14 protein-coding genes are annotated in these 18,457 nt (G+C 65.7%); 3 read left to right on the forward strand and 11 right to left on the reverse strand.

Annotated features, from left to right (window positions below):
• Nucleotides 1-3: 3 nt before the first annotated feature.
• The 3 genes from DR039_RS01560 to DR039_RS01570 form a co-directional block, all read right to left on the reverse strand.
• Nucleotides 4-1,530: an alanine/glycine:cation symporter family protein gene (locus DR039_RS01560; protein ID WP_111835641.1), complete on the reverse strand. Its 1,527-nt coding sequence runs from the start codon at nucleotides 1,528-1,530 to the stop codon at nucleotides 4-6.
• Nucleotides 1,531-1,866: 336 nt separating this feature from the next.
• A complete protein-coding gene (locus DR039_RS01565) occupies nucleotides 1,867-2,301 on the reverse strand; it encodes a hypothetical protein (RefSeq protein WP_229116722.1) in 435 nt (144 codons plus the stop codon).
• A gap of 401 nt (nucleotides 2,302-2,702) precedes the next feature.
• Nucleotides 2,703-3,104 carry a DUF6318 family protein gene (locus DR039_RS01570; protein WP_111835642.1) on the reverse strand — a complete coding sequence of 134 codons (402 nt, stop codon included), beginning with the start codon at nucleotides 3,102-3,104 and terminating at the stop codon, nucleotides 2,703-2,705.
• Between DR039_RS01570 and DR039_RS11180 the strand changes: the two genes are divergently transcribed.
• A complete protein-coding gene (locus DR039_RS11180; protein WP_170166893.1) occupies nucleotides 3,094-3,258 on the forward strand; it encodes a hypothetical protein in 165 nt (54 codons plus the stop codon). The genes DR039_RS01570 and DR039_RS11180 overlap by 11 nt on opposite strands.
• A gap of 484 nt (nucleotides 3,259-3,742) precedes the next feature.
• Here DR039_RS11180 and DR039_RS01575 read toward each other — a convergent pair whose 3' ends face one another.
• The 6 genes from DR039_RS01575 to DR039_RS01600 form a co-directional block, all read right to left on the reverse strand.
• A complete protein-coding gene (locus tag DR039_RS01575) occupies nucleotides 3,743-4,813 on the reverse strand; it encodes an amidohydrolase family protein (protein ID WP_111835643.1) in 1,071 nt (356 codons plus the stop codon).
• A gap of 117 nt (nucleotides 4,814-4,930) precedes the next feature.
• Nucleotides 4,931-6,565: a signal recognition particle protein gene (gene ffh, locus DR039_RS01580; RefSeq protein ID WP_111835644.1), complete on the reverse strand. Its 1,635-nt coding sequence runs from the start codon at nucleotides 6,563-6,565 to the stop codon at nucleotides 4,931-4,933.
• Nucleotides 6,566-6,711: 146 nt separating this feature from the next.
• Nucleotides 6,712-7,839 carry a signal recognition particle-docking protein FtsY gene (ftsY, locus tag DR039_RS01585; RefSeq protein ID WP_111835996.1) on the reverse strand — a complete coding sequence of 376 codons (1,128 nt, stop codon included), beginning with the start codon at nucleotides 7,837-7,839 and terminating at the stop codon, nucleotides 6,712-6,714.
• A 122-nt stretch (nucleotides 7,840-7,961) separates the two neighbouring features.
• Nucleotides 7,962-8,309, reverse strand: coding sequence for a hypothetical protein (locus DR039_RS01590; protein ID WP_111835645.1), 348 nt, complete (start codon nucleotides 8,307-8,309; stop codon nucleotides 7,962-7,964).
• A gap of 78 nt (nucleotides 8,310-8,387) precedes the next feature.
• Nucleotides 8,388-12,170 (reverse strand): chromosome segregation protein SMC, encoded by a 3,783-nt coding sequence (gene smc, locus DR039_RS01595; RefSeq protein WP_111835997.1) that lies wholly within the window; start codon nucleotides 12,168-12,170, stop codon nucleotides 8,388-8,390.
• A 59-nt stretch (nucleotides 12,171-12,229) separates the two neighbouring features.
• Nucleotides 12,230-13,507, reverse strand: a complete 1,278-nt coding sequence (locus tag DR039_RS01600; protein WP_111835646.1) for an alpha/beta hydrolase — start codon at nucleotides 13,505-13,507, stop codon at nucleotides 12,230-12,232.
• 173 nt (nucleotides 13,508-13,680) lie between these two features.
• Between DR039_RS01600 and DR039_RS01605 the strand changes: the two genes are divergently transcribed.
• Both DR039_RS01605 and DR039_RS01610 read left to right on the forward strand, forming a co-directional pair.
• On the forward strand, nucleotides 13,681-14,625 hold the full coding sequence (locus tag DR039_RS01605; protein ID WP_111835647.1) for an ABC transporter ATP-binding protein: 945 nt from the start codon (nucleotides 13,681-13,683) through the stop codon (nucleotides 14,623-14,625).
• Complete coding sequence (locus DR039_RS01610) at nucleotides 14,622-15,887, forward strand: ABC transporter permease (protein WP_111835648.1); 1,266 nt, start codon at nucleotides 14,622-14,624, stop codon at nucleotides 15,885-15,887. The genes DR039_RS01605 and DR039_RS01610 overlap by 4 nt, the downstream gene beginning before the upstream one ends.
• A 77-nt stretch (nucleotides 15,888-15,964) precedes the next feature.
• Here the strand turns inward: DR039_RS01610 and ndk are convergent, their stop codons facing one another.
• Together ndk and DR039_RS01620 are read right to left on the reverse strand one after the other, a co-directional pair.
• Complete coding sequence (gene ndk / locus DR039_RS01615) at nucleotides 15,965-16,399, reverse strand: nucleoside-diphosphate kinase (RefSeq protein ID WP_111835649.1); 435 nt, start codon at nucleotides 16,397-16,399, stop codon at nucleotides 15,965-15,967.
• Between the two features lie 137 nt (nucleotides 16,400-16,536).
• The gene (locus DR039_RS01620) at nucleotides 16,537-18,411 is read right to left on the reverse strand and encodes a bifunctional folylpolyglutamate synthase/dihydrofolate synthase (RefSeq protein WP_111835998.1); all 1,875 of its coding nucleotides are present in this window, start codon (nucleotides 18,409-18,411) and stop codon (nucleotides 16,537-16,539) included.
• Between the last annotated feature and the right edge of the window lie 46 nt (nucleotides 18,412-18,457).

Here is an 18,457-nt window from a genome sequence, read left to right on the forward strand (position 1 = left end):
CGTTCAAGCCTCATCTAGGCTGGCGACGCGCTTGACGGCTCGCTCCTTCGTCCAGATATCCCCCTCAAGTTTGCCTGGCAACAACTGGTTGCCCTCGGCCACGAAGGCTGGTTCAGCGACGCCGTCGGCCCGCTGCAGGTCGTAGTCACGCAGGGTGGATAGCACCCAGCGGGTGAGCCAGAGCACCGCCACCAGGTTGAGGATGGTCATCAGTGCCAGGGCGACGTCGGCCATAACCCAAGCGAGTTTCAGTTCAACGATGGCGCCCAGGCCGGTGGCCGCCGTCATGGCGATGCGCAACACCAGGCTGGAGTACTTGCCGCCACCCAGGTAGGAGATATTGACCTCTGCGAAAGTGGAGTAGCCCAGCACCGAGGAGTAGGCGAAGGTGAAGACCAAAAAGCTCATGAACCAGATGACCCAGTTGCCTGGCAGGGCGTCGGCCAGGGCGTGCTGGACCATGGTGGTTTCAGCCCAAGTGGGCTCAACTCCGGGGGTGTAGACCTGTGGGGAGGCCAGCAAGACCGTTAGGCCGGTGGCGGTGCAGATGACGATGGTGTCGATGAAGACGCCCAGGGACTGAATCAGGCCTTGGGTGACGGGGTGCGCGACGTCGGCGGTAGCGGCTCCGTTCGGGGAGGAGCCCTGGCCAGCCTCGTTGGAGAACAGCCCACGCTTGGTGCCGTTGAGGAAAGTGGCGAATAAGCCGCCGCCTGTGCCTGCCAGACCGGCCTCTAGTTGAAAGGCGCCGCTGAAGATATCCGCGAATACGCCAGGGACCGCAGGCAGTGAGACCACGATAACTACTGCCACCACGATCAGGTAGGCCGCGGCCATAAGCGGCACCAGCCATTCGGTTACCCGCGCCACGACTCGCATGCCCGCTAGGAGGATGGGGGCGGTGATGAGCATCAGGATGATTGCGGTGGCGTTAACGGAGGCTCCGTGGGCGTCACGCAGGGTCAAGGCGATGGTGTTGGATTGGACCATCGGGAAGATCAGGCCGTAGGAAAAGACCAGCATGACGGCGAAGAGGAGCCCCATGCCGCGTCCTAACCAGCCGTGTCCGATGCCGCGCTGCATGTAGTAGGCCGGACCGCCGCGGAAAATGCCGTCAGCGGAGCGGACCTTGAATACTTGCGCCAGGCTGGACTCGGCGAAGGAGGTGGCCATGCCGAGGAGGGCCACCACCCACATCCAGAACAGGGCGCCCGGGCCGCCGAGGGTGACGGCTAGGGCCACACCGGCAATATTTCCGGTGCCGACGCGCCCACCTAGGCCGATCACGAAGGCCTGGAAGGAGGACAGTGAGCCGCGCTGATGGCGGGAGCGGAGCACCAGATGCACGGAACGGGCGAAGAGCCGCAGCTGCACGAAACGAGTTGCGAGCGTAAGCATCAGGCCGGTGCCGATCAGCACCCAGATCAGAATGTTGCCGGAAACGAAGCTCTCAAAGTCGGCGAGTGTGTCCACCAAGGCGGTGGGGGCGACGGCGTTGTAGGCGCCCTGGGCGGTTGGTGCTGCTTGCACGGTGGTGTCCGTCCGTCGGGAAGTGGGAGGCGAGCGCGAGGATACAACGTGTGGCTAGGTGCATACTTTGCCGTCCACAGGCTGAGGTAGTGGGTTTAGTTGGGCGGGTTGTGGATGGGGGCGTGTGTGAGCGCTCCTCCGCCCTCGTTCGGACAACTTTCTGCCGTTCGGACAACCTGTGACCGGGTGCATGGTTGTCCAAACGGCGTTTGGTTGTCCGAAAGCCAGGGGTGTCAGCAGGGCGGGTTATGGGGCAGGGCAGGGTGGGTTATGGGGCGGGCGGGTTATGGGGCAGGGCAGGGTGGGTTATGGGGCGGGCGGGGGGACGGGGCGGGGTTAGTGGCCCTGGGCTTCTTCGGCCTGGTCAGTGAGCACAGCGGTATAAGCACGCACCTCGAAAGGAGTAGTGGTGTTAGTAGTAGTGATACTGCCTTGAACCGGCCTAGACCCCTGCCCGGGGGTCGTGAAAGTCGCCGACCAGGTCGTAGTCACCGTGATCTTCAAGTCCTTAGCCGGCTGATCATAATAATGAAAGACCGTGTGATCCGGATACGGCGCACCAGGATCAGTGCCACGCGTAGTAGTCCCATCCCCCCAATCCCAGGCATAAGACACCGGCGTCGCAGTGATAGTTACAGGCGTACCCAAGATCGTGGTGTTAAGAACCTGCGGACTAGCACTAGTGTAAGCAATCACCGGCATATCCAAACGAGTCCGAGCACTAGGCGGCTGACGAGTAATACCAGAACCCTTAGCCAAAAGCTTGCTCACCTGAGACCGAGTAACACTAACCGTACGCGGACCCCCAGGCGCACGCACAACAGGCACCTGGGGAGCGGGCTGCCCAGCAGGCAAACAAGACACATAAACCTGAAAATAGATCTCCGCATCATCCGCCCCAGCACAACGCCCCGCCACCACCCGATTCCACAACTCAGTAACAGAAAGCGGCCGAGCCGGACCGACGTATGTACCTCGGTCTCCGTATCGTTGTTGTTCCAGCACGGTGGACGAAGAATCCCCTGAAGTGTCGACAACTTCAACCGTTTCCCGATAATTGGCAGCCAGATCAATCGATGATTGCTCCGCCCAAGACTGAATCTCAGTAGCAGGTTCTGGAGGTGCGGGAGATGTCGCTCCCAACAAGACTATGGGGATTAGAACTGATGTGATCATTTGCTGTGGTACCCCTCGTGCACGACCCACTGACCGTCGACTCGGTATACTGAAAGTTTCAGCGTCAAAGGTTCCGCACGTTCGGTCTGACGGCTGGAACCGTCAGCCTTGTACTGAAGCGTCCCAGGGTCACCCAGATCAAGTTCGACCAGTGAGTAGATATGTCCTTCAGCCGGGTCGGCGTAGCGCACAGCCTTGATTTCATATTCCCAGTGGTCGGCCCAACCACCTTGCGCGTGCAGCCTCTTGGCGTTATCAATCACCGAGTTGCAAAAGACGCACTCGTCATCACTCATGGCCTCGAGCTGCGAGGTATCACCAGTGGCGAAGGCGTAGGTATATAACTGCAAGAAATACCGGCCACTTCGGGCCGCCCCCTGAGGAGTATTGTCATCCATCCCCTCCAAACGCTCCGGCACAACCGTCCCCAAAGCCTTCTGCCGAGAAGCAGCCGCCTCCACAGACAAAGTCGCCGACGCCGACGCACTAGGACTCGCCCCCAAACTCACCCCAGCAGCCGCAGCAGAAGCCGAAGCCCGAGCCCGATCCTGAGCCGCATAAGACGCAGCCAACCTAGGAATATCAACCGTAGGACTAGCCACCGCCCCACCCCGCCCCTGACAAGCACCAACCCCCAACCCCACACACAACACCAAACACCCCAACCTGCCTAACCTCCGGCCAGCAGCACGCCCCACCACGGCCAAACCACCCTCAGCGCCGCGACCTACGCCGTCGCCAAACTCGCGCACCATCCAACTCATCACAAAACCACCTCTCAGGGCGAGGAAAAAAGAGCCAGCACCATCACAGAACCCAAGCACCCACCCAGCCAGGCCATCAGGGCGAAGACCACAACCAGTGGGAACCAAAACCAGACTACCGCCCACACCACCCCCAAAACCCACCTGTGGACAACCAAACCAAAACCCCACCCCACAACCAAAACCCCACCCCATGACCAAAACGCCCACACCACAGGCGTTCACAACACAAACAGGCGTTCACAACACAAAGCGGGCAGGCCGCTGCCAAGCTAAGCGGCTGAAACTATGGCGCGGGGCTGCAAAAGCTGCGCTAGGTCGGTCGCCGGGTCAGCGTCGTAAAGCACCATTGGCTCCCCCTCCCCCAAGGGCACCCCCAGAAACTCACGAGCCGACGTCGTCGCCAATCGCAAAATCTCCGCGTCCGCCAGACCCACCCGACGCCAGGCCAACAACTCGCGCGGCAGCGTGTCATGAGGCAGGCTGCCGCCTGCATCCGAACCCGGCAGCAACCGGACCCCCGCCTCATGCATAGCCGCCACTTGCACCTCATGCCCCGCATGCAAAGCCGTCACCGTGGCGGCATAACGCGGATATCTCGCACCGGCCTGCGCGGCAAAGCCAGGGAAATGATCCACCTGCAGCAGGGTCGGCGTAACCGCCACGCCCTGCGCAGCAATCTGCGCGATCTCCTCGGGCCCAGCTCCCGTAGCATGCTCCAGGCAATCCACCCCCGCCTCCAACAGCGGCGCCAAAGTTGCGTGGGCAAAAGTGTGTACGGTTACCCGCGCCCCGTTCTCATGCGCAGCAGCAACGGCGTCACGCAGCACCTCAGCGGGCCAAAGGGGAACGATGTCGGCGTCCGCCCCGGCAGAGCGGTCAATCCAGTCCCCCACCAGCTTCACCCAGCCGTCCCCGGCGCGAGCCTGCCGCGCCACCGCCTCCGGCAACAGGCTCGGGTTCTCAAGCTCCTCAGCGAAGCCGCGCAGATAGCGGCGAGGCCGGGCCAGGTGCCGTCCAGCGCGCAACACGCCGGGCAGCAGTTCCCCCGGTGCCGCCCCAGCCGCAACTCGCTCGGCTTGTGCGGCGTCATCAGTCAGCCAATGCGTGTCAGTGGGTGCGCCACAGTCGCGCACTAGCAGCACTCCGGCGCTGCGGGCAGCACGGGCCTGAGCCAAAGTCCTGGTTCGGTCTACGGCGCCTTCCGCCCCCAGTCCCAGGTGACAGTGCACGTCCACCAGCCCGCCCGGCAGGCGAAAGCCGTCGAGGCCTGCACCGGCCTCGGCGGTAAGCACAGGCACCGGCTTAGTCCCGGCGCCGACAGGGCTTTCTGTGCCTCTCATGAGCTCAGGCTAAGGCAGCCTGCAGCCAATACTGCCAAGGCCAGCGTGGCCGTCGCCCACCGAGCCTCTGCCTCCAGCTCGACCCCAGCCCAGCCCCCAGCCCAGCCCAGCCTTAGCTCAGATCCCCAGGTGGCGGCGCAGGTCCTCCGGCAGGCCCGCCAGCGTATCCTGACCGATCCCAGCGTCCTGGCTCGGCATGATGCCGTAGCCACTAGGTCCAGGCTGGGTACCCAGGCCAAAGGCTGATCCCGCAGCCTGCTGCGGTGCCTCCGCCACCTCTACGGCGCCGCCCTCGCGAGCGGCGCGCGCCTGAGCAGCGGCCTTTGCGGGGTTGCCGGAGCGTCCCTTCTTGCCGCCCTTGCCCTTCTTGGCTTTGGGGGCCTGACGGGCTTTGGCACGCTTACCCATGGAAGGCAGGGATCCCATGCCGGTCATGCCATTGCCGTCCAGGCCACCGGAAGCCATAGCTTCCATCATCTTCTTGGCCTGACCGAAGCGCTCCACCAGCTCGTTAACGGCCTGCACGGTGGTGCCCGAGCCCTTGGCAATGCGGGCGCGCCGCGAACCGTTGAGGATGCCTATGTCGCGCCGCTCGGCGGGGGTCATGGAGCAGACAATCGCCTCCACGCGGTCCACCTCGCGCTCGTCAAAGGCGTCCAGGGCCTCACGCATCTGCCCCATGCCCGGCATCATGCCCAGCAGCTTCTTCATAGAGCCCATCTTGCGGATCTGGCGCAGCTGGTTCAGGAAGTCGTCCAGAGTGAAGGCCCCAGAGGCGAGCTTGGCGGCAGCGTCCTCCGCCTCTTTCTCGTCAAAAGCTTTCTGAGCCTGCTCAATGAGGGTGAGCAGGTCACCCATATCCAGGATGCGGGAGGCCATTCGGTCGGCGTGGAAGCGCTCAAAGTCTTTGAGGCCCTCGCCGGTGGAGGAGAAGAGGACCGGTGCGCCAGTGACCCCTCGCACGGACAGAGCCGCACCACCGCGGGCGTCGCCGTCGAGTTTGGACAAGACCACGCCGGTGAAGCCGACGCCGTCGCGGAAGGCCACCGAGGTGTTGACGGCGTCCTGACCAACCATGGCGTCTAGGACAAAGAGAATCTCGTGGGGGCGGACGGCGTCGCGGATGCGGATCGCCTGGTCCATCATCTCGGCGTCAACGCCCAGGCGGCCAGCGGTGTCCACCACCACGACGTCGTAACCGTGCGTGCGGCCCTGCTCCACACCGGTGCGGGCCACCTCCACCAGATCGCCGACGCCGTTGCCGGGCTCGGGAGCCCAGATGTCTACACCTGCGCGTTCAGCCACAACGCCCAGCTGGGTGACGGCGTTGGGGCGCTGCAGGTCGGAGGCAACCAACAGGACGCGCTTTTTCTCACCTTTGAGCCAGTAGCCGAGCTTTCCAGCCAGGGTGGTCTTACCGGCACCTTGCAGACCGGCGAGCATGATGATGGTGGGGCCACGATCCGCCCAGTTGAGCTCGCGGGTGGCGCCACCGAGCACCTCGATCAGCTCATCGTTGACAATCTTGACGACCTGCTGGCCGGGGTTCAGGGCCTTGGAGCGGACCGCATCCTTGGCTTTTTCACGCACGGCGCTGGTGAAGGAGCGGACCACCGGCAGGGCGACGTCGGCCTCCAGCAGGGCGCGGCGAATATCGGTGACAGTGGCGTCAATATCGGCTTCGGTCAGCCGCCCCTTGCCACGCAGAGACTGGAACGAGGCGGTAAGCCGGTCGGAGAGGTTGCCGAACACGCGGTGTCCTTCCTGGGGCGCCAAGGCGCCGTGTGTGGTGTGTGCACCCGACGGCGGAGGCGGGCTCCGCCGTGGGCATGGCTGGCGCCAGGATAGCGGTCCGGTGCTGCCCCAGGCCTGGCGAGGTCATTACAGGCGGTGTTGCCTCAGCCCAGCAGGGCGTCGACGAAGCCCTCGGGGTCGAAGGGCGCCAGATCGTCAGCGCCCTCCCCTAGGCCCACGAATTTCACGGGCACACCGAGTTCCTGCTGCACGGTGACCACAATGCCGCCCTTGGCGGTGCCATCCAACTTGGTCAAAACGATGCCGGTAACGCCCACGGCCTCAGAGAAGACCTGAGCTTGGCGCATGCCGTTCTGGCCGGTGGTGGCGTCTAGGACTAGGAGGATCTCACCGACGGGGGCGATCTTCTCCATAACTCGCTTGATTTTGCCAAGCTCATCCATGAGCCCGGCCTTGTTCTGCAAGCGCCCGGCAGTGTCCACGAGGACGACGTCGGCCCCCTGGGCGGCAGCGGCCTTGGCGGCGTCGAATGCCACCGCGGCGGGGTCTGCGCCCTCCCGATCAGAGCGGATGACGGGCACGCCCACGCGGTCGCCCCAGGTGGTGAGTTGCTCGGCGGCGGCGGCCCGGAAGGTGTCAGCGGCTCCCATGACGACGCGCTTGTCTTGAGCAACGAGCACGCGGGCGAGTTTGCCGCAGGTGGTGGTCTTGCCAGTGCCGTTAACACCCACCATGAGCACAGCGGCGGCCGGGGCGCCCTCGGTGAAGCCTGCAGCGGGGGCGGGCTTGGTGAGGTTCAGGGAGCGATCCATGGTGGGGTCTACCAGGTTGAGCAGCTCAGAGCGCAGAACGTTGCGCACGGCATTGGGGTCTTTAGTGTCCAGCACCTTGGCCTGGGTACGGAGCTGGTCCATCAGCGAAGTGGTGACCTCTAGGCCCAGATCGGAGGTGAGGAGGGTGTCCTCGATCTCCTCCCAGTCCGACTCAGCCAGGTCGCCGCGAGAAAGCACTGAAAGCACGGCGCGGCCAAAACCGCCGGAGCCAGCCAGGCGTGCGCGCAGGCGCTGCATGCGCCCGGGTATGGACTCGGGCAGGTCCAGGGTGGCCGACGGTGTCTCGGGGGCGCTGGTGATTTCCTCTGCCGCGGTGGGCTTGCGGGTGGTGATCTCTGGGGGCAGCTCGGAGCCAGAGCGGCGGGAGGCCAGGTACCACAGTCCTCCGGCCAGCACGAGCACGGCCAGTACGGCAAGAACGACGTAGATCGGGTCCATAGACATGCGTTAATCATGCCTGACGCTCTGGGGCCTGACGGAAAATGCGGTGCTTCGGCGGGTCAGCTCTCAGTGAGCGGAAGCGCTCTCAACTCTCGGTTGCCGGCGGCACCCTCAAAGGCTCAGTTAGCGGAAGCAGCCCCGGCTTGGCGGCGCAACCGGGTTGGAGTCCAGCGGTGGGTGCTCGCGCTCTCCGCCTGGTCCAATACGCGGTCGACGGCGTCCACCAGCCCGGAAAAAGCGTCTGTGCCCATATAGGCGGGGGTGGAGTCGCGCACCATGAGCTCAGCGAGCGTGACCTCCTGGGAGACGACGCGGACAGGTTCCTCGTCGCGCTCACGGAAGATGCCTACGAGCTCTTTGGCCCAGCGGCCCCAGGTGCGCACTGGGCGGCGCCCAGCCAGCAGGGTGGCCGGAATGACCAGCCCGAGCAGGAGAAACAGGAAACCAGGGAGCAGGACCGAAGTCATAGCTCAATGATGATCCGCTAAAAACCGACCTGCAACCGCGAGGGTATGACATGCCTCATACGAGCACCCGGCTGGCGCTCAGGTACCCGTGGTGGCGGCTTTAGTTTGCGCGAGTCGCTGGCTCACGGCCTTGGTTACACCCTCGCGCATAGTGATGCCATAGAGGGCATCCGCCACCTCCATGGTGCGCTTTTGATGCGTGATGATGATGAGCTGGCTGGATTCGCGCAGCTCGGTGAAGATCTCCAGCAAACGGCCCAGATTGGTGTCATCCAAGGCTGCCTCCACCTCGTCCATCACGTAGAAGGGCGAGGGCCGAGCCTTGAAAATCGCCACCAGCAAGGCCACTGCCGCCAAGGACCGCTCGCCACCGCTAAGCAGGGACAAACGCTTGACCTTCTTACCCGCCGGGCGCGCCTCAATTTCAATGCCTGTGGTGAGCAGGTCATTGGGGTCTGTGAGCACCAGGCGGCCCTCCCCACCTGGGAAGAGCCGATCAAAAACCCCGGCGAACTGGACGGCGGTATCCGCGAAGGCGGCGCTAAACACCTCTAAGACGCGGGCATCAATCTCTTCCACGATACGCAGCAGATCCGCTCGCGAGCGCTTGAGGTCATCCAGTTGCGTGGCCAGGAACTGGTGGCGCTGCTCCAAGGCCGCGTGCTCCTCCAGCGCCAAAGGATTTACCTTTCCTAGCTTGGCCAGGTCGCGTTGGGCGCGGGCGAGTCGCTTCTCCTGCTCGGCGCGTACGAATGGCCGCCCGCCACGGGACGACGCCGGGGCCGCCGCGCCGCCGGTCTCATCCTGCGGCGCGGCGCCAGCGTCGCTGTCTGCGCCGCCAGACTGGTTATTCTCACCGGTCTGCTCGCCCTCAGCTGCCTGGTCTGCTGCAGCCGCTTCTACCTCCTCCGCGAGCGCCTCGGGCACCGGCATATGCGGCCCGTACTCCTCGACTAGGTCTTCCAGGTTCATGCCGAGTTCAGCCAGGGCCCGCTCCCCCAAGGCTTCCAGGCGCATGCGCTGCTCAGCGCGGGCCACTTCCTCACGGTGGGCAGCATCCGTCAGGGAAGCCAATTCACGCGAATGCTGGTCAATCTGCTCGCGGACCGCGTTAATTGCCACGGTGGTTTGACTGCGTTCTTCATCCAGACGGCGTCGCTCAGCTAGGGCCGCGGTCACTGACTGCGCGGCGGCTTGGGCGGCCAAGGCAGCCTGGTCACGCACGTGGGTGGCGACGCGCAGCCTTGCCAGACGCCGCGCCTCTGCCCGCTCCGCTTGCGCCCGGGCCTCACGTTCCCGGCGGGCGGCTGAACGCAGTGACTGCGCGCGACCCCGACTGGAACGTTCCCGCTCCTCGGCGGTGCGCAGGGTGAGTCGGGCTTCGGTTTCGGCGGCCCGAGCCTGGGTAGCGGCGGCTGCGGCTGCCTCCCGGGCTTGACGGGCCTTAGCCAATACAGCCTCTTCGTCCTCGGCCTGCCCGGCAGGCTCCTCCAACGCGCTCAAGGCAGCGGAAGCGGCGGACAGCTCCGCAGTGCGGGTGGTGAGTTCTTGTTCCGCGCGTTCCAGGACTCGCTTGGCCCGGCCCTCCTCCTCGCTGGCGGCGCGGGCAGCGGAAGCGAGGCGGGCTACTTCTTCGGCAGCGCGAGCGGCCTCGGCGTCGGCGCGACGCAGCTGTGCTAGAGCTTCAGACAGGCCTTGGCGGGCTTCGTCTTCCGCCGCGCGGGCAGCCTCGACGGCGGCAGCGGCCTCGGTCTCTGCTGCGGCAGCGGACTCTGCCTCCGCCACGGCCTCCTCGTGGGCGGCGGTCAGTTCCAAAATAGAGGAGGCACCGCGCCCAGCCCCGGTCACCCAACCGGGGGCCAGCACGTCGCCCGCCTGAGTGGCCACCACTGCTGCGGGCACGGCTTGGCGCAGGGCGTTGGCGGCGGCCAGATCGGTGACGACGACGGCCCCGCCCAACAGCCGATCCAGCAAGGCTGCCAGCGCCGGAGCCTTGGCCACAGCAGACTTGGTAACAGTCACGAGTTCCCGAGCTGGCAGGGCCGTGGGCGCGGCGTCGGCGATATTCTGCGCCAACGCTTCTACGGCGGAGCTTTCAAGTCCAGGTACCTCGCCGGTGGCCAGCACGAGACGGACTTGCCCGGCGTCCTGCTCGCGGGCGAGTTCTAGGGCGTTGCCGGCGGCGTCGGCGTCGGAAATCAAGGCGGCCCCGGCGAGTTCACCTAGCAGAGCAGCTACGGCGTTCTCCCAACCGCGTTTGATGCGCAGCTGTTCCGCCAGGGGGCCGAGCATCCCGCTCGGGGCAGCTTCAATCAGGGCCCCAGTGCCGTCCTTGCTGCGCAGGGACAGGGCCAGGGTGTCGCGGCGGGCGGTCCAGGTGGCCACGTCGGCGGCGGCTTCGCGGCGGGCTTCATTGGCGGAGGCGACGGCGTCACGGGCAGACGCGAGGGCAGCAGTGGCCTCATCGTGGACAGCTTGGGCTTGAGCGGCCTGAGCCTGTTCTGGCGTTAGCTCCACGGCGTCGGCGGCCTGTTCCGCCTCCGTCCCGCGTTCTCCCCCCGCTTCCAGCAGCGCTTGGGCTGCCGTTTGGGCGCGCCCACTGGCTGCCTCCAGCGACTTGCGGGCTTGTTCCAAAGCGGCTTGGGCGGCCTCGTGGCGGGAGCGGGCGGAGGCTACGCGGCCACCCGTCCGAGCTATGCGCTCCCGGTGCTCAGCCTGACGGCGTTGCAGGGAGGAGAGGGCAGCTTCGGCGGCAGAGTCGGCGGCCTCAGCATCCACGCGCTCCCGATTGGCGTCTGCAAGTGTGGAACGCGCGGCCTCTACGGCGTCGGCTAGCTCAGCTTCTTCCGTGGCGGCGTTCTGCGCCCGTCGGTCCAATTCCTCAGGGTCAGTGCCCTGGACCGCGTGGCGAGTTTGGGTGAGCAGCCGCACCCGCTCCCCCGCCACCTCAGACAGTGAGGTCAGGGCACGGGCTTCACCGGAAAGCTCCTCCCAGGTGGTGGTGGCACGAGCCAGACGGCGGCCACTGGTGGCGTCGGTGGCGGCCAGCTCGGCCAACTGTGCGCGGGCCTGCCGCTCAGCCTCTGCGGCGGCGGCGCGGCGGCGGGCCAGGTCTCCGGCGTCCGCTTGGCCGGCTTCCAAGAGGGATTGGGCTTGGGCGACGTCATCGGCTAGGAGGCGGGCGGTAGCGTCACGGACCTCAACCTGGATGCTGCGGGCGCGGCGGGCGACGGCGGCCTGCCGCGCCAGGGGTCCTAGCTGGCGGCGCAGCTCGGTCGCCAGATCGGTGACGCGGGTGAGGTCTGCGGCCATGGAATCGAGTTTGCGCAGCGCCCGCTCCTTGCGGCGGCGGTGTTTAAGGACGCCTGCGGCCTCCTCAATGAAGCCGCGGCGTTCCTCAGGCGTGGCAGACAAGACGGCGTCCAGTTGGCCTTGGCCCACGATCACGTGCATCTGGCGGCCCAGGCCGGTGTCGGAGAGGAGTTCTTGCACGTCCAGGAGCCGGCAGGGGGTGCCGTTGATTTGGTACTCGGAGCCACCGCCCCGGAAGAGGGTGCGGGTGATGGTGACTTCGGTGTAGTCGATGGGCAGGGCGCCGTCAGTGTTGTCGATGGTCAGAGAGACTTCGGCGCGGCCCAGGGCCGGGCGGGAACCCGCACCCGCGAAGATCACATCCGCCATGGAACCGCCGCGCAGGTTCTTGGCGCCCTGCTCCCCCATGACCCAGGTCAGGGCATCCACCACATTGGATTTGCCCGAGCCATTGGGGCCCACCACGGCGGTGATTCCGGGCTCCAGGCGCAGGGTGGTTGACGAGGCGAAGGACTTGAAGCCCTTTATCGTCAACGTCTTCAGGTGCACGGACCCCACGATAGTAGCCAGCGAGGTACTCCGTGCGGAGGCTGTGCCAAGTGACTCCCTTAGGTGCCCATCCCGGAACGGTTCAGCAATTCAATGGTGAGGTGGCGCCACAGTTGGGAGGGCACTGAGCCAGGGTTGAGGTCGAAGACGTGATCCGCGTAGGGAATCTCCACGAGCTGACTGCGGGCCCCGGCGTCGATAAGTGCTTGGTGGAGCCGCTGCGTGCCGTCCACCGGGACCACGTGATCGCGCTCGCCGTGCACCATGAGCACCGGCGGCAATTGGGCCCCCAGCCCCCGGCGCTGGAGCTCATGCACCTTGTTGATGGGGCTGATCTCAGCAAAGCGTTCCGGCTGCTGGGTGGGGCTGCCGCCCACATAGATGGCGGCCCGCCAGGAGACGTAGGGCGCCATAATGAGGTCCGAGTTGTCATGAAATCCCACCGGGTCTGCCACGGGGTAGGTCAGGGACAGAGCGCGGATCTGCGGCACTGGCTCCGGGCAAATCTCCTCCATGGTGCCGAGCACCTGGCGTGCGGCCAGTTCCAAAGCCAAATGTCCACCTGAGGAGTCCCCCACCAAAGCTAAGCGCTTAACGTCCCCGCCCCAGTTGGCGGCTTCACGGCCTACCCAGGCCAGTCCCAGGGCGGAGCGAGATTCCGCCAATTGCCAGGTGGGCAGGTTAGTCAGGGACAGGGGATAGTCCAGGGCGATTGCCAGATAGCCTTGCTGAGCTAGCCAGGTCGCTTGTCCTTTGGTCATGGGATTGCGTCGGTTACCGGTGTGCCAGCCGCCGCCATGGAGCAGCACGACGACGGGCACGCCGTCGGGGTGAGCGACCTGCACTTGCTGGGCGCTGAGTTTCCGCCCGGTGGCGGGGTCGTGGGGCAGCCAGACGCCGGCTTGGAGTTTCTGCCCCGAGGCGGCGTCCTCCATGAAGGTGGGTTCCTCGTCGGGCAGGGAGCCCCACTGGCCTATCCCGCTGGCCTGCCACCAGTTGATGCTGGCGCCCAGTTGCTGGGCTTGGCGCAGTTGTGCGCTGGCCACGACGCCGGTGGCCACCAGGGAGGCTGCGGCCAGTGCTGCCGCTAGGCGTCGGGCGTGACTGGGGTGCTTGCGCAGGGCCAGGATGGACACCAGCAGCATGGCGGCTATCAGGATGGTGGCGGCCAGGCCCCAGGTGCCGAGCATGAGGGAGTAATCCAATGCCGGGATTGGTAGAAACATGGCCAGGGCCAGCAGTGCAATAAAACCTGTGGCGCCTAGTAGCGCAGCACTCAACAGCGGCGAGCGCCGCAGAGGGTGGGTCTGCGGGTCAGGCTCATGGTCGTTGGGCACGCCGCCACGATAACCGTAGGTTCTAGGGCCTCGTTTCCTACCTGCGGATGATGCTGCAGAAAGCACTGAGCGAGACGCTGGAACCGGTAGATTAATGACAAGCTTGATTGACAAAAATGTCCAAGGTCAACCACCCTTTTCTTCGTTAACCCTTCCCCACAGAAGGAGCCACCGTGCTCGACATCCGTCACCTCTCCAAAAGATTTGGGGCCGTACAGGCCCTAGACGACCTCTCCCTACACCTCAACGACGGCGAGATCGTCGGCTTCGTGGGTGCCAACGGTGCAGGCAAATCCACGACCATGCGCATCGTCATGGGGGTGCTCGCCACCGACTCTGGTGAGGTGATCTGGGATGGCAACCCCGTAGATGCCGGCCTCCGCCGCCGCATCGGCTACATGCCAGAGGAACGCGGCCTCTACCCCAAGATGAAGGTCGGGGAGCAGCTGCGCTATCTGGCCCGCCTCCACGGCGCCAGCAAGAGCCAGGCTGAAGCTGCGGCCCAGGAGTGGATGGGGCGCTTGGACATCGCGCACCGCAAAGATGACGAGGTGCAGAAGCTCTCCCTGGGTAACCAGCAGCGAGTACAGCTGGCTGCTGCCCTGGTCGGTTCTCCCGAGCTGCTGGTGCTGGATGAGCCTTTCTCTGGCCTAGACCCGGTGGCGGTGGACGTGATGAGCGAGGTACTGCAGGAGCGTGCGGCAGCTGGCGTGCCTACGCTTTTCTCCTCTCACCAGCTCGACGTCGTCGAGCGCCTCTGCGACCGGGTGGTCATCATCCGCGCCGGCAGCCTGGTGGCAGACGGGACCATCGAGGAGCTGCAGGCCAGTGCGCAACAGCGCTGGCGCGTGGTGGTACAGCCGCAGGCAGACCAGGTACAGGTGGAGCAGCTGCTGACAGAGCTGTCCGGGTCCCTACCTGGCCTGGAGTCCCACACTGACCGGGCCGGACGCCTCACCCTCACCGCGGGCGGCACCGACGAGCAGGCGCTGCTGGCGGCCGCCCAGCGCCTGGGCACGATACGTGAGTTGGGTCCGGTACGCCGCCCGCTGACAGACATCTTCCGGGACGCGTTGGCGGCCCCGCAGGCAGACGAGCACGAGGAGAAGCGCGCATGACCACCCCCAACTCCAGCTCCACCAATATCTCCCGAGCTAGCGAGATCATGCTCGTAGCTGGCCGCGAGTTCCGCGTCCAAATGCTGCGCAAGAGTTCCCTAATCGCCAATGGGCTAATGCTCCTGGCGGTCGTTGCCAGCATCGTTGGCTACGCCTGGCTCAGCGGTGACAAAGACGAGCCCTACCGCCTGGGCGTGATCGGCGCCGATCAGCAGACCGTGGCGGCTTTGAGCCCGGGCCTAAAGCAGCTGCACGCTGCGAACGGGCAGCCGGTTGAGTTGGTTGAGGCCACGCCCCCCAGCAAGGACAGCTTGTGCGCAGACGCGCCTGAGGGCACCCACCGGCCCGACATGGTGCTCTCACTGGACTCCGCCAAGGCCAAGGTGACGGTCTGTGAAAAGGCGGATACGGCAGTGGTCTCCGGTTTGACGGCCTTGCTGCAACAGCATGCCCTGGCGGAGAAGATCTCCTCCCTAGGTGGGGACGCCTCCACCGTTGCAAGTTCCCTGGCTGAAGCTGCCCCCGCGGTGGAGGCCCTGGACCCACCGAGCACTGATAGTGCGGACTTTGGCGTGCGCTACGGCATTTTGCTGGCGGTGGATGCCCTCCTGCTCTTAACCCTTATGGGTGGGGGGCAGTACATCGCCATGGGTGTGGTGGAAGAGAAGTCCAGCCGCATCGTGGAGATCCTGTTGGCTTGCGTGCGCCCCACATCCCTGTTGGCTGGGAAGATTCTGGGCACCGGCGCTGGGGTGGTCTTGTCCTACGGGGTGACGGCTGCCGTTGGCCTGACTACCGCGAAGCTCCTGAATGTATTGCCTAAGGTCGAACTCAACTTTGACACGGCCCTGGTAATGCTCCTGGTGTGGTTGGTGCTTGGTTTCCTGACCTTCGCGGCCCTGTTCGGTGCGGCGGGCTCGCTGGTGAGCCGTCAGGAGGACGTCTCGGCCACCGTGATGCCTCTGATCGCACTGTGCATGGCCCCGTACATGGCGTCGATCTTCATGGTCATGAACAACCCGCAGGCCCTGCACTGGAAGGTTTTGTCATACCTCCCCTTCTTCTCGCCCTTCATGATGCCGACTCGGCTGGTCTTCGGAATCTCCAGCTGGGCCGAGCAGGCCCTGGCCCTGGTGATTGCGCTAGCCGCCCTGCCGGCACTGGTGTGGCTGGCTGCGCGGATCTACACCCGGGCAGTCACACGCACCGGCGCGCGGGTGCCGCTGCGTGAGGTGCTAGGCCGCAAGTCTTCCGCAGCCTAAGCTGCTTCAGAGAGCTTGGCTCCCAGATCGGTCGCTTCTGCCATTTACCGGTGGCGAGGCGGCCGATCTGGCGTTTTTCAGCCGGCGAGCTCGGGGAACCAGATAGCGATTTCGCGCGCAGCCGACTCTTCGCAGTCAGAGCCGTGGACCAGATTCTCCATGGTCTCCCCGTCCCAGTCGCGCCCCAGGTCGCCGCGGATCGTGCCGGGGGCAGCGGTGGTTGGGTCGGTGGTGCCCATGAGGCTGCGCGAGCCTTCCACCACCCGCAGGCCTTCAAGTACGAGAGCTACCAGCGGGCCGGAGGACATGTACTGCTCCACGCCAGGGTAAAAGGGCTTAGAGACGTGCTCAGCGTAGTGCTCAGCAAGCATCTCCTTGCTGGCCTGCACCAGGCGGAGAGCCACCAGTTTGTAGCCCTTAGCCTCGAAGCGGCGAAGCACTTCCCCCGTCAGGCTGCGGCGCACGGCGTCGGGCTTGATGAGGATCAGTGTGCGGGAGGGAAGCGTCGTCATTGGTGGCGGTCCTTTCTCGCACCGTGCGGCTCCGGGGCTGCAGCGGTTGGCGTCATGGCGCTCCAAGGCGCCCGGGTGCATCGCAATGTAGCAACTTGGCGCTCCGGTCGGAAGATCGAAGTGCAGTGCCGCCCGGCTCAGGCCCGGCCGAACAGAGCACGGGCCTGGGCGGCCAGCACCACTGAGCCGCAAATGAGCACGCCGGAGGTGGGCAGCGGGTCGTCATGTGCCTCGGCGCTCTCCTGGGCCCGCTCCACGCCCTGGGCCAGGGTCTGCGCCAACTGCACACGCTCGGTACCGAAGACCTCCCGTGCTACCACTGCCAGATCCTCCGGCGTGGCGGCGCGCGGCGAATCGATGGGCACGCAGACCACGGTCTCACAGATCGGCTCCAGGACGGCGAGCACACCCTCAATATCCTTGTCCGCCATGGCGCCATAGACCAGGGCCAGGTGCTTGAAGCCGAAGACCTCCTCCACGGCCTGGCGCAGCGCCGCGATCCCATGGGGGTTGTGCCCGGCGTCCACCAGGACCGTGGGCGAGGAGCGCACCACCTCCAGGCGGCCGGGGCTAGTGACGGAGGCGAAGCCCTCCTCCACGATCCGTGCGGGCAGCAGCCGCCCTCCGAGCAGCGCCTCGGTGGCGGCCAGGGCCAGCAGGGCGTTGTGCGCCTGGTACTCGCCGTGCAGGGGAACGAATACATCCTCGTAGATGCCGGCGGCGGTGCGCAGGGTGACCAGCTGGCCGCCCACGGCGAGTTCACGGTCCACCACCTCCAGCTCTCCGGCCTCGGGGGAACCCGGCTCCAAGTCGGGGTCCACTTCACGACGCCAGATGACGCCGTGCTCCCGGGCGGCCCGGGTGATGGGGCCGAGCGCCGCGGCTGGCTGCAGGGAGGTGACCAGGGTGGCGCCGTCCTTGATTATCCCGGCCTTCTCCGTGGCGATCGCCTCAAGGGTGTCACCCAGCCACTTGGTGTGGTCCAGGCCGATGGGGGTGATGACCTCCACTTGGGACTGGACCACATTGGTCGCGTCCCAGAGCCCACCCATGCCGACCTCCACGATGGCCACATCCACCGGATAGTCAGCAAAGGCCGCCAGGGCCATCACGGTGAGCACCTCAAAGAAGCTCAGGCGGGGCCCACCCTTGGTCAGGGACTGCTCGTCAACCATGGCGATATAGGGGGCCACATCCTCCCAGGCAGCAATGAAGCCCGCTTCGCTGATGGGCTCACCATCCAGGCTGATGCGTTCACGGATGGTGGCCAGGTGGGGGCTGGTGAAGCGGCCGGTGCGCAGTCCGGTGGTGGCCACTAGGCGTTCCACCATGCGGGCAGTGGAGGTCTTGCCATTGGTGCCGGTGATGTGTACGACGCGGTAGCTGCGCTCAGGGTTCCCAATGATGTCTAGTACGGCCTCCACGCGTTCGAGGGAGGGCTGGACCTTGTGCTCGGGGGCGCGGGAGAGGATTTCGGCCTCTACTTCACGCATGCGTTGGGAGACGACGGCGGCGCGGCGGGCCTCCAGTAGGGCGGCAGTGTGAGCCTCTCCCCCGCGCTCTTCAGCAGCGACGACGTCGTCAGCGTTGGGGCTGGCTTCAGCCTCCTCGGCGCTGCTGGCTGAAGCGCTGCTGGCGGCGGATGTGGCGGAGTCGGGCAGGATGTTCTCCCACTGGTTCCAGTCGTCGGAGTCGTCGGCATCTACCTCAGCTAGCAGCTCGTCTAGCCGGGCCAGGTCCCCGCCAGGGATCATATTGTGGGCTACGAGCGCGCGCAGGGCGGCCAAGCGTTCCGCCTCGGCCTCCTCCTCACGCTCGGCAGCGGTGCGCCCCGCCTCACGGACTTCAGCGATGGACAGTCCCTCCTGGGAGTCGGCGGCTTCCAGGTAGGGCAGCAGTTCGGGGTCCACCCCGCCGTCGGCACCGCCTGGGGTGAAGATGGCGTCCACGACCTCCTCACCGCTGGCGCCTGCCGGGATGCCGAAGGCAGCCCCAGGGTGGTTACCATCCATCTGCTGGCTGGGCTGCTTGGCCTGGTGCTTCTGCTCGCTGCTCATC

Source organism: Actinomyces bovis, from assembly GCF_900444995.1.
In the GTDB taxonomy this organism is placed as follows: domain Bacteria; phylum Actinomycetota; class Actinomycetes; order Actinomycetales; family Actinomycetaceae; genus Actinomyces; species Actinomyces bovis.

Excerpts from the sequence above, each read along its gene's own strand:
- DR039_RS01570 (WP_111835642.1), bottom strand. The coding sequence starts at position 3,104 with ATGGATGACAATACTCCTCAGGGGGCGGCCCGAAGTGGCCGGTATTTC.
- DR039_RS01575 (WP_111835643.1), bottom strand. The coding sequence starts at position 4,813 with ATGAGAGGCACAGAAAGCCCTGTCGGCGCCGGGACTAAGCCGGTGCCT.
- ftsY (WP_111835996.1), bottom strand. The coding sequence starts at position 7,839 with ATGGACCCGATCTACGTCGTTCTTGCCGTACTGGCCGTGCTCGTGCTG.
- DR039_RS01590 (WP_111835645.1), bottom strand. The coding sequence starts at position 8,309 with ATGACTTCGGTCCTGCTCCCTGGTTTCCTGTTTCTCCTGCTCGGGCTG.
- DR039_RS01610 (WP_111835648.1), top strand. The coding sequence starts at position 14,622 with ATGACCACCCCCAACTCCAGCTCCACCAATATCTCCCGAGCTAGCGAG.
- ndk (WP_111835649.1), bottom strand. The coding sequence starts at position 16,399 with ATGACGACGCTTCCCTCCCGCACACTGATCCTCATCAAGCCCGACGCC.
- DR039_RS01620 (WP_111835998.1), bottom strand. The coding sequence starts at position 18,411 with ATGGATGGTAACCACCCTGGGGCTGCCTTCGGCATCCCGGCAGGCGCC.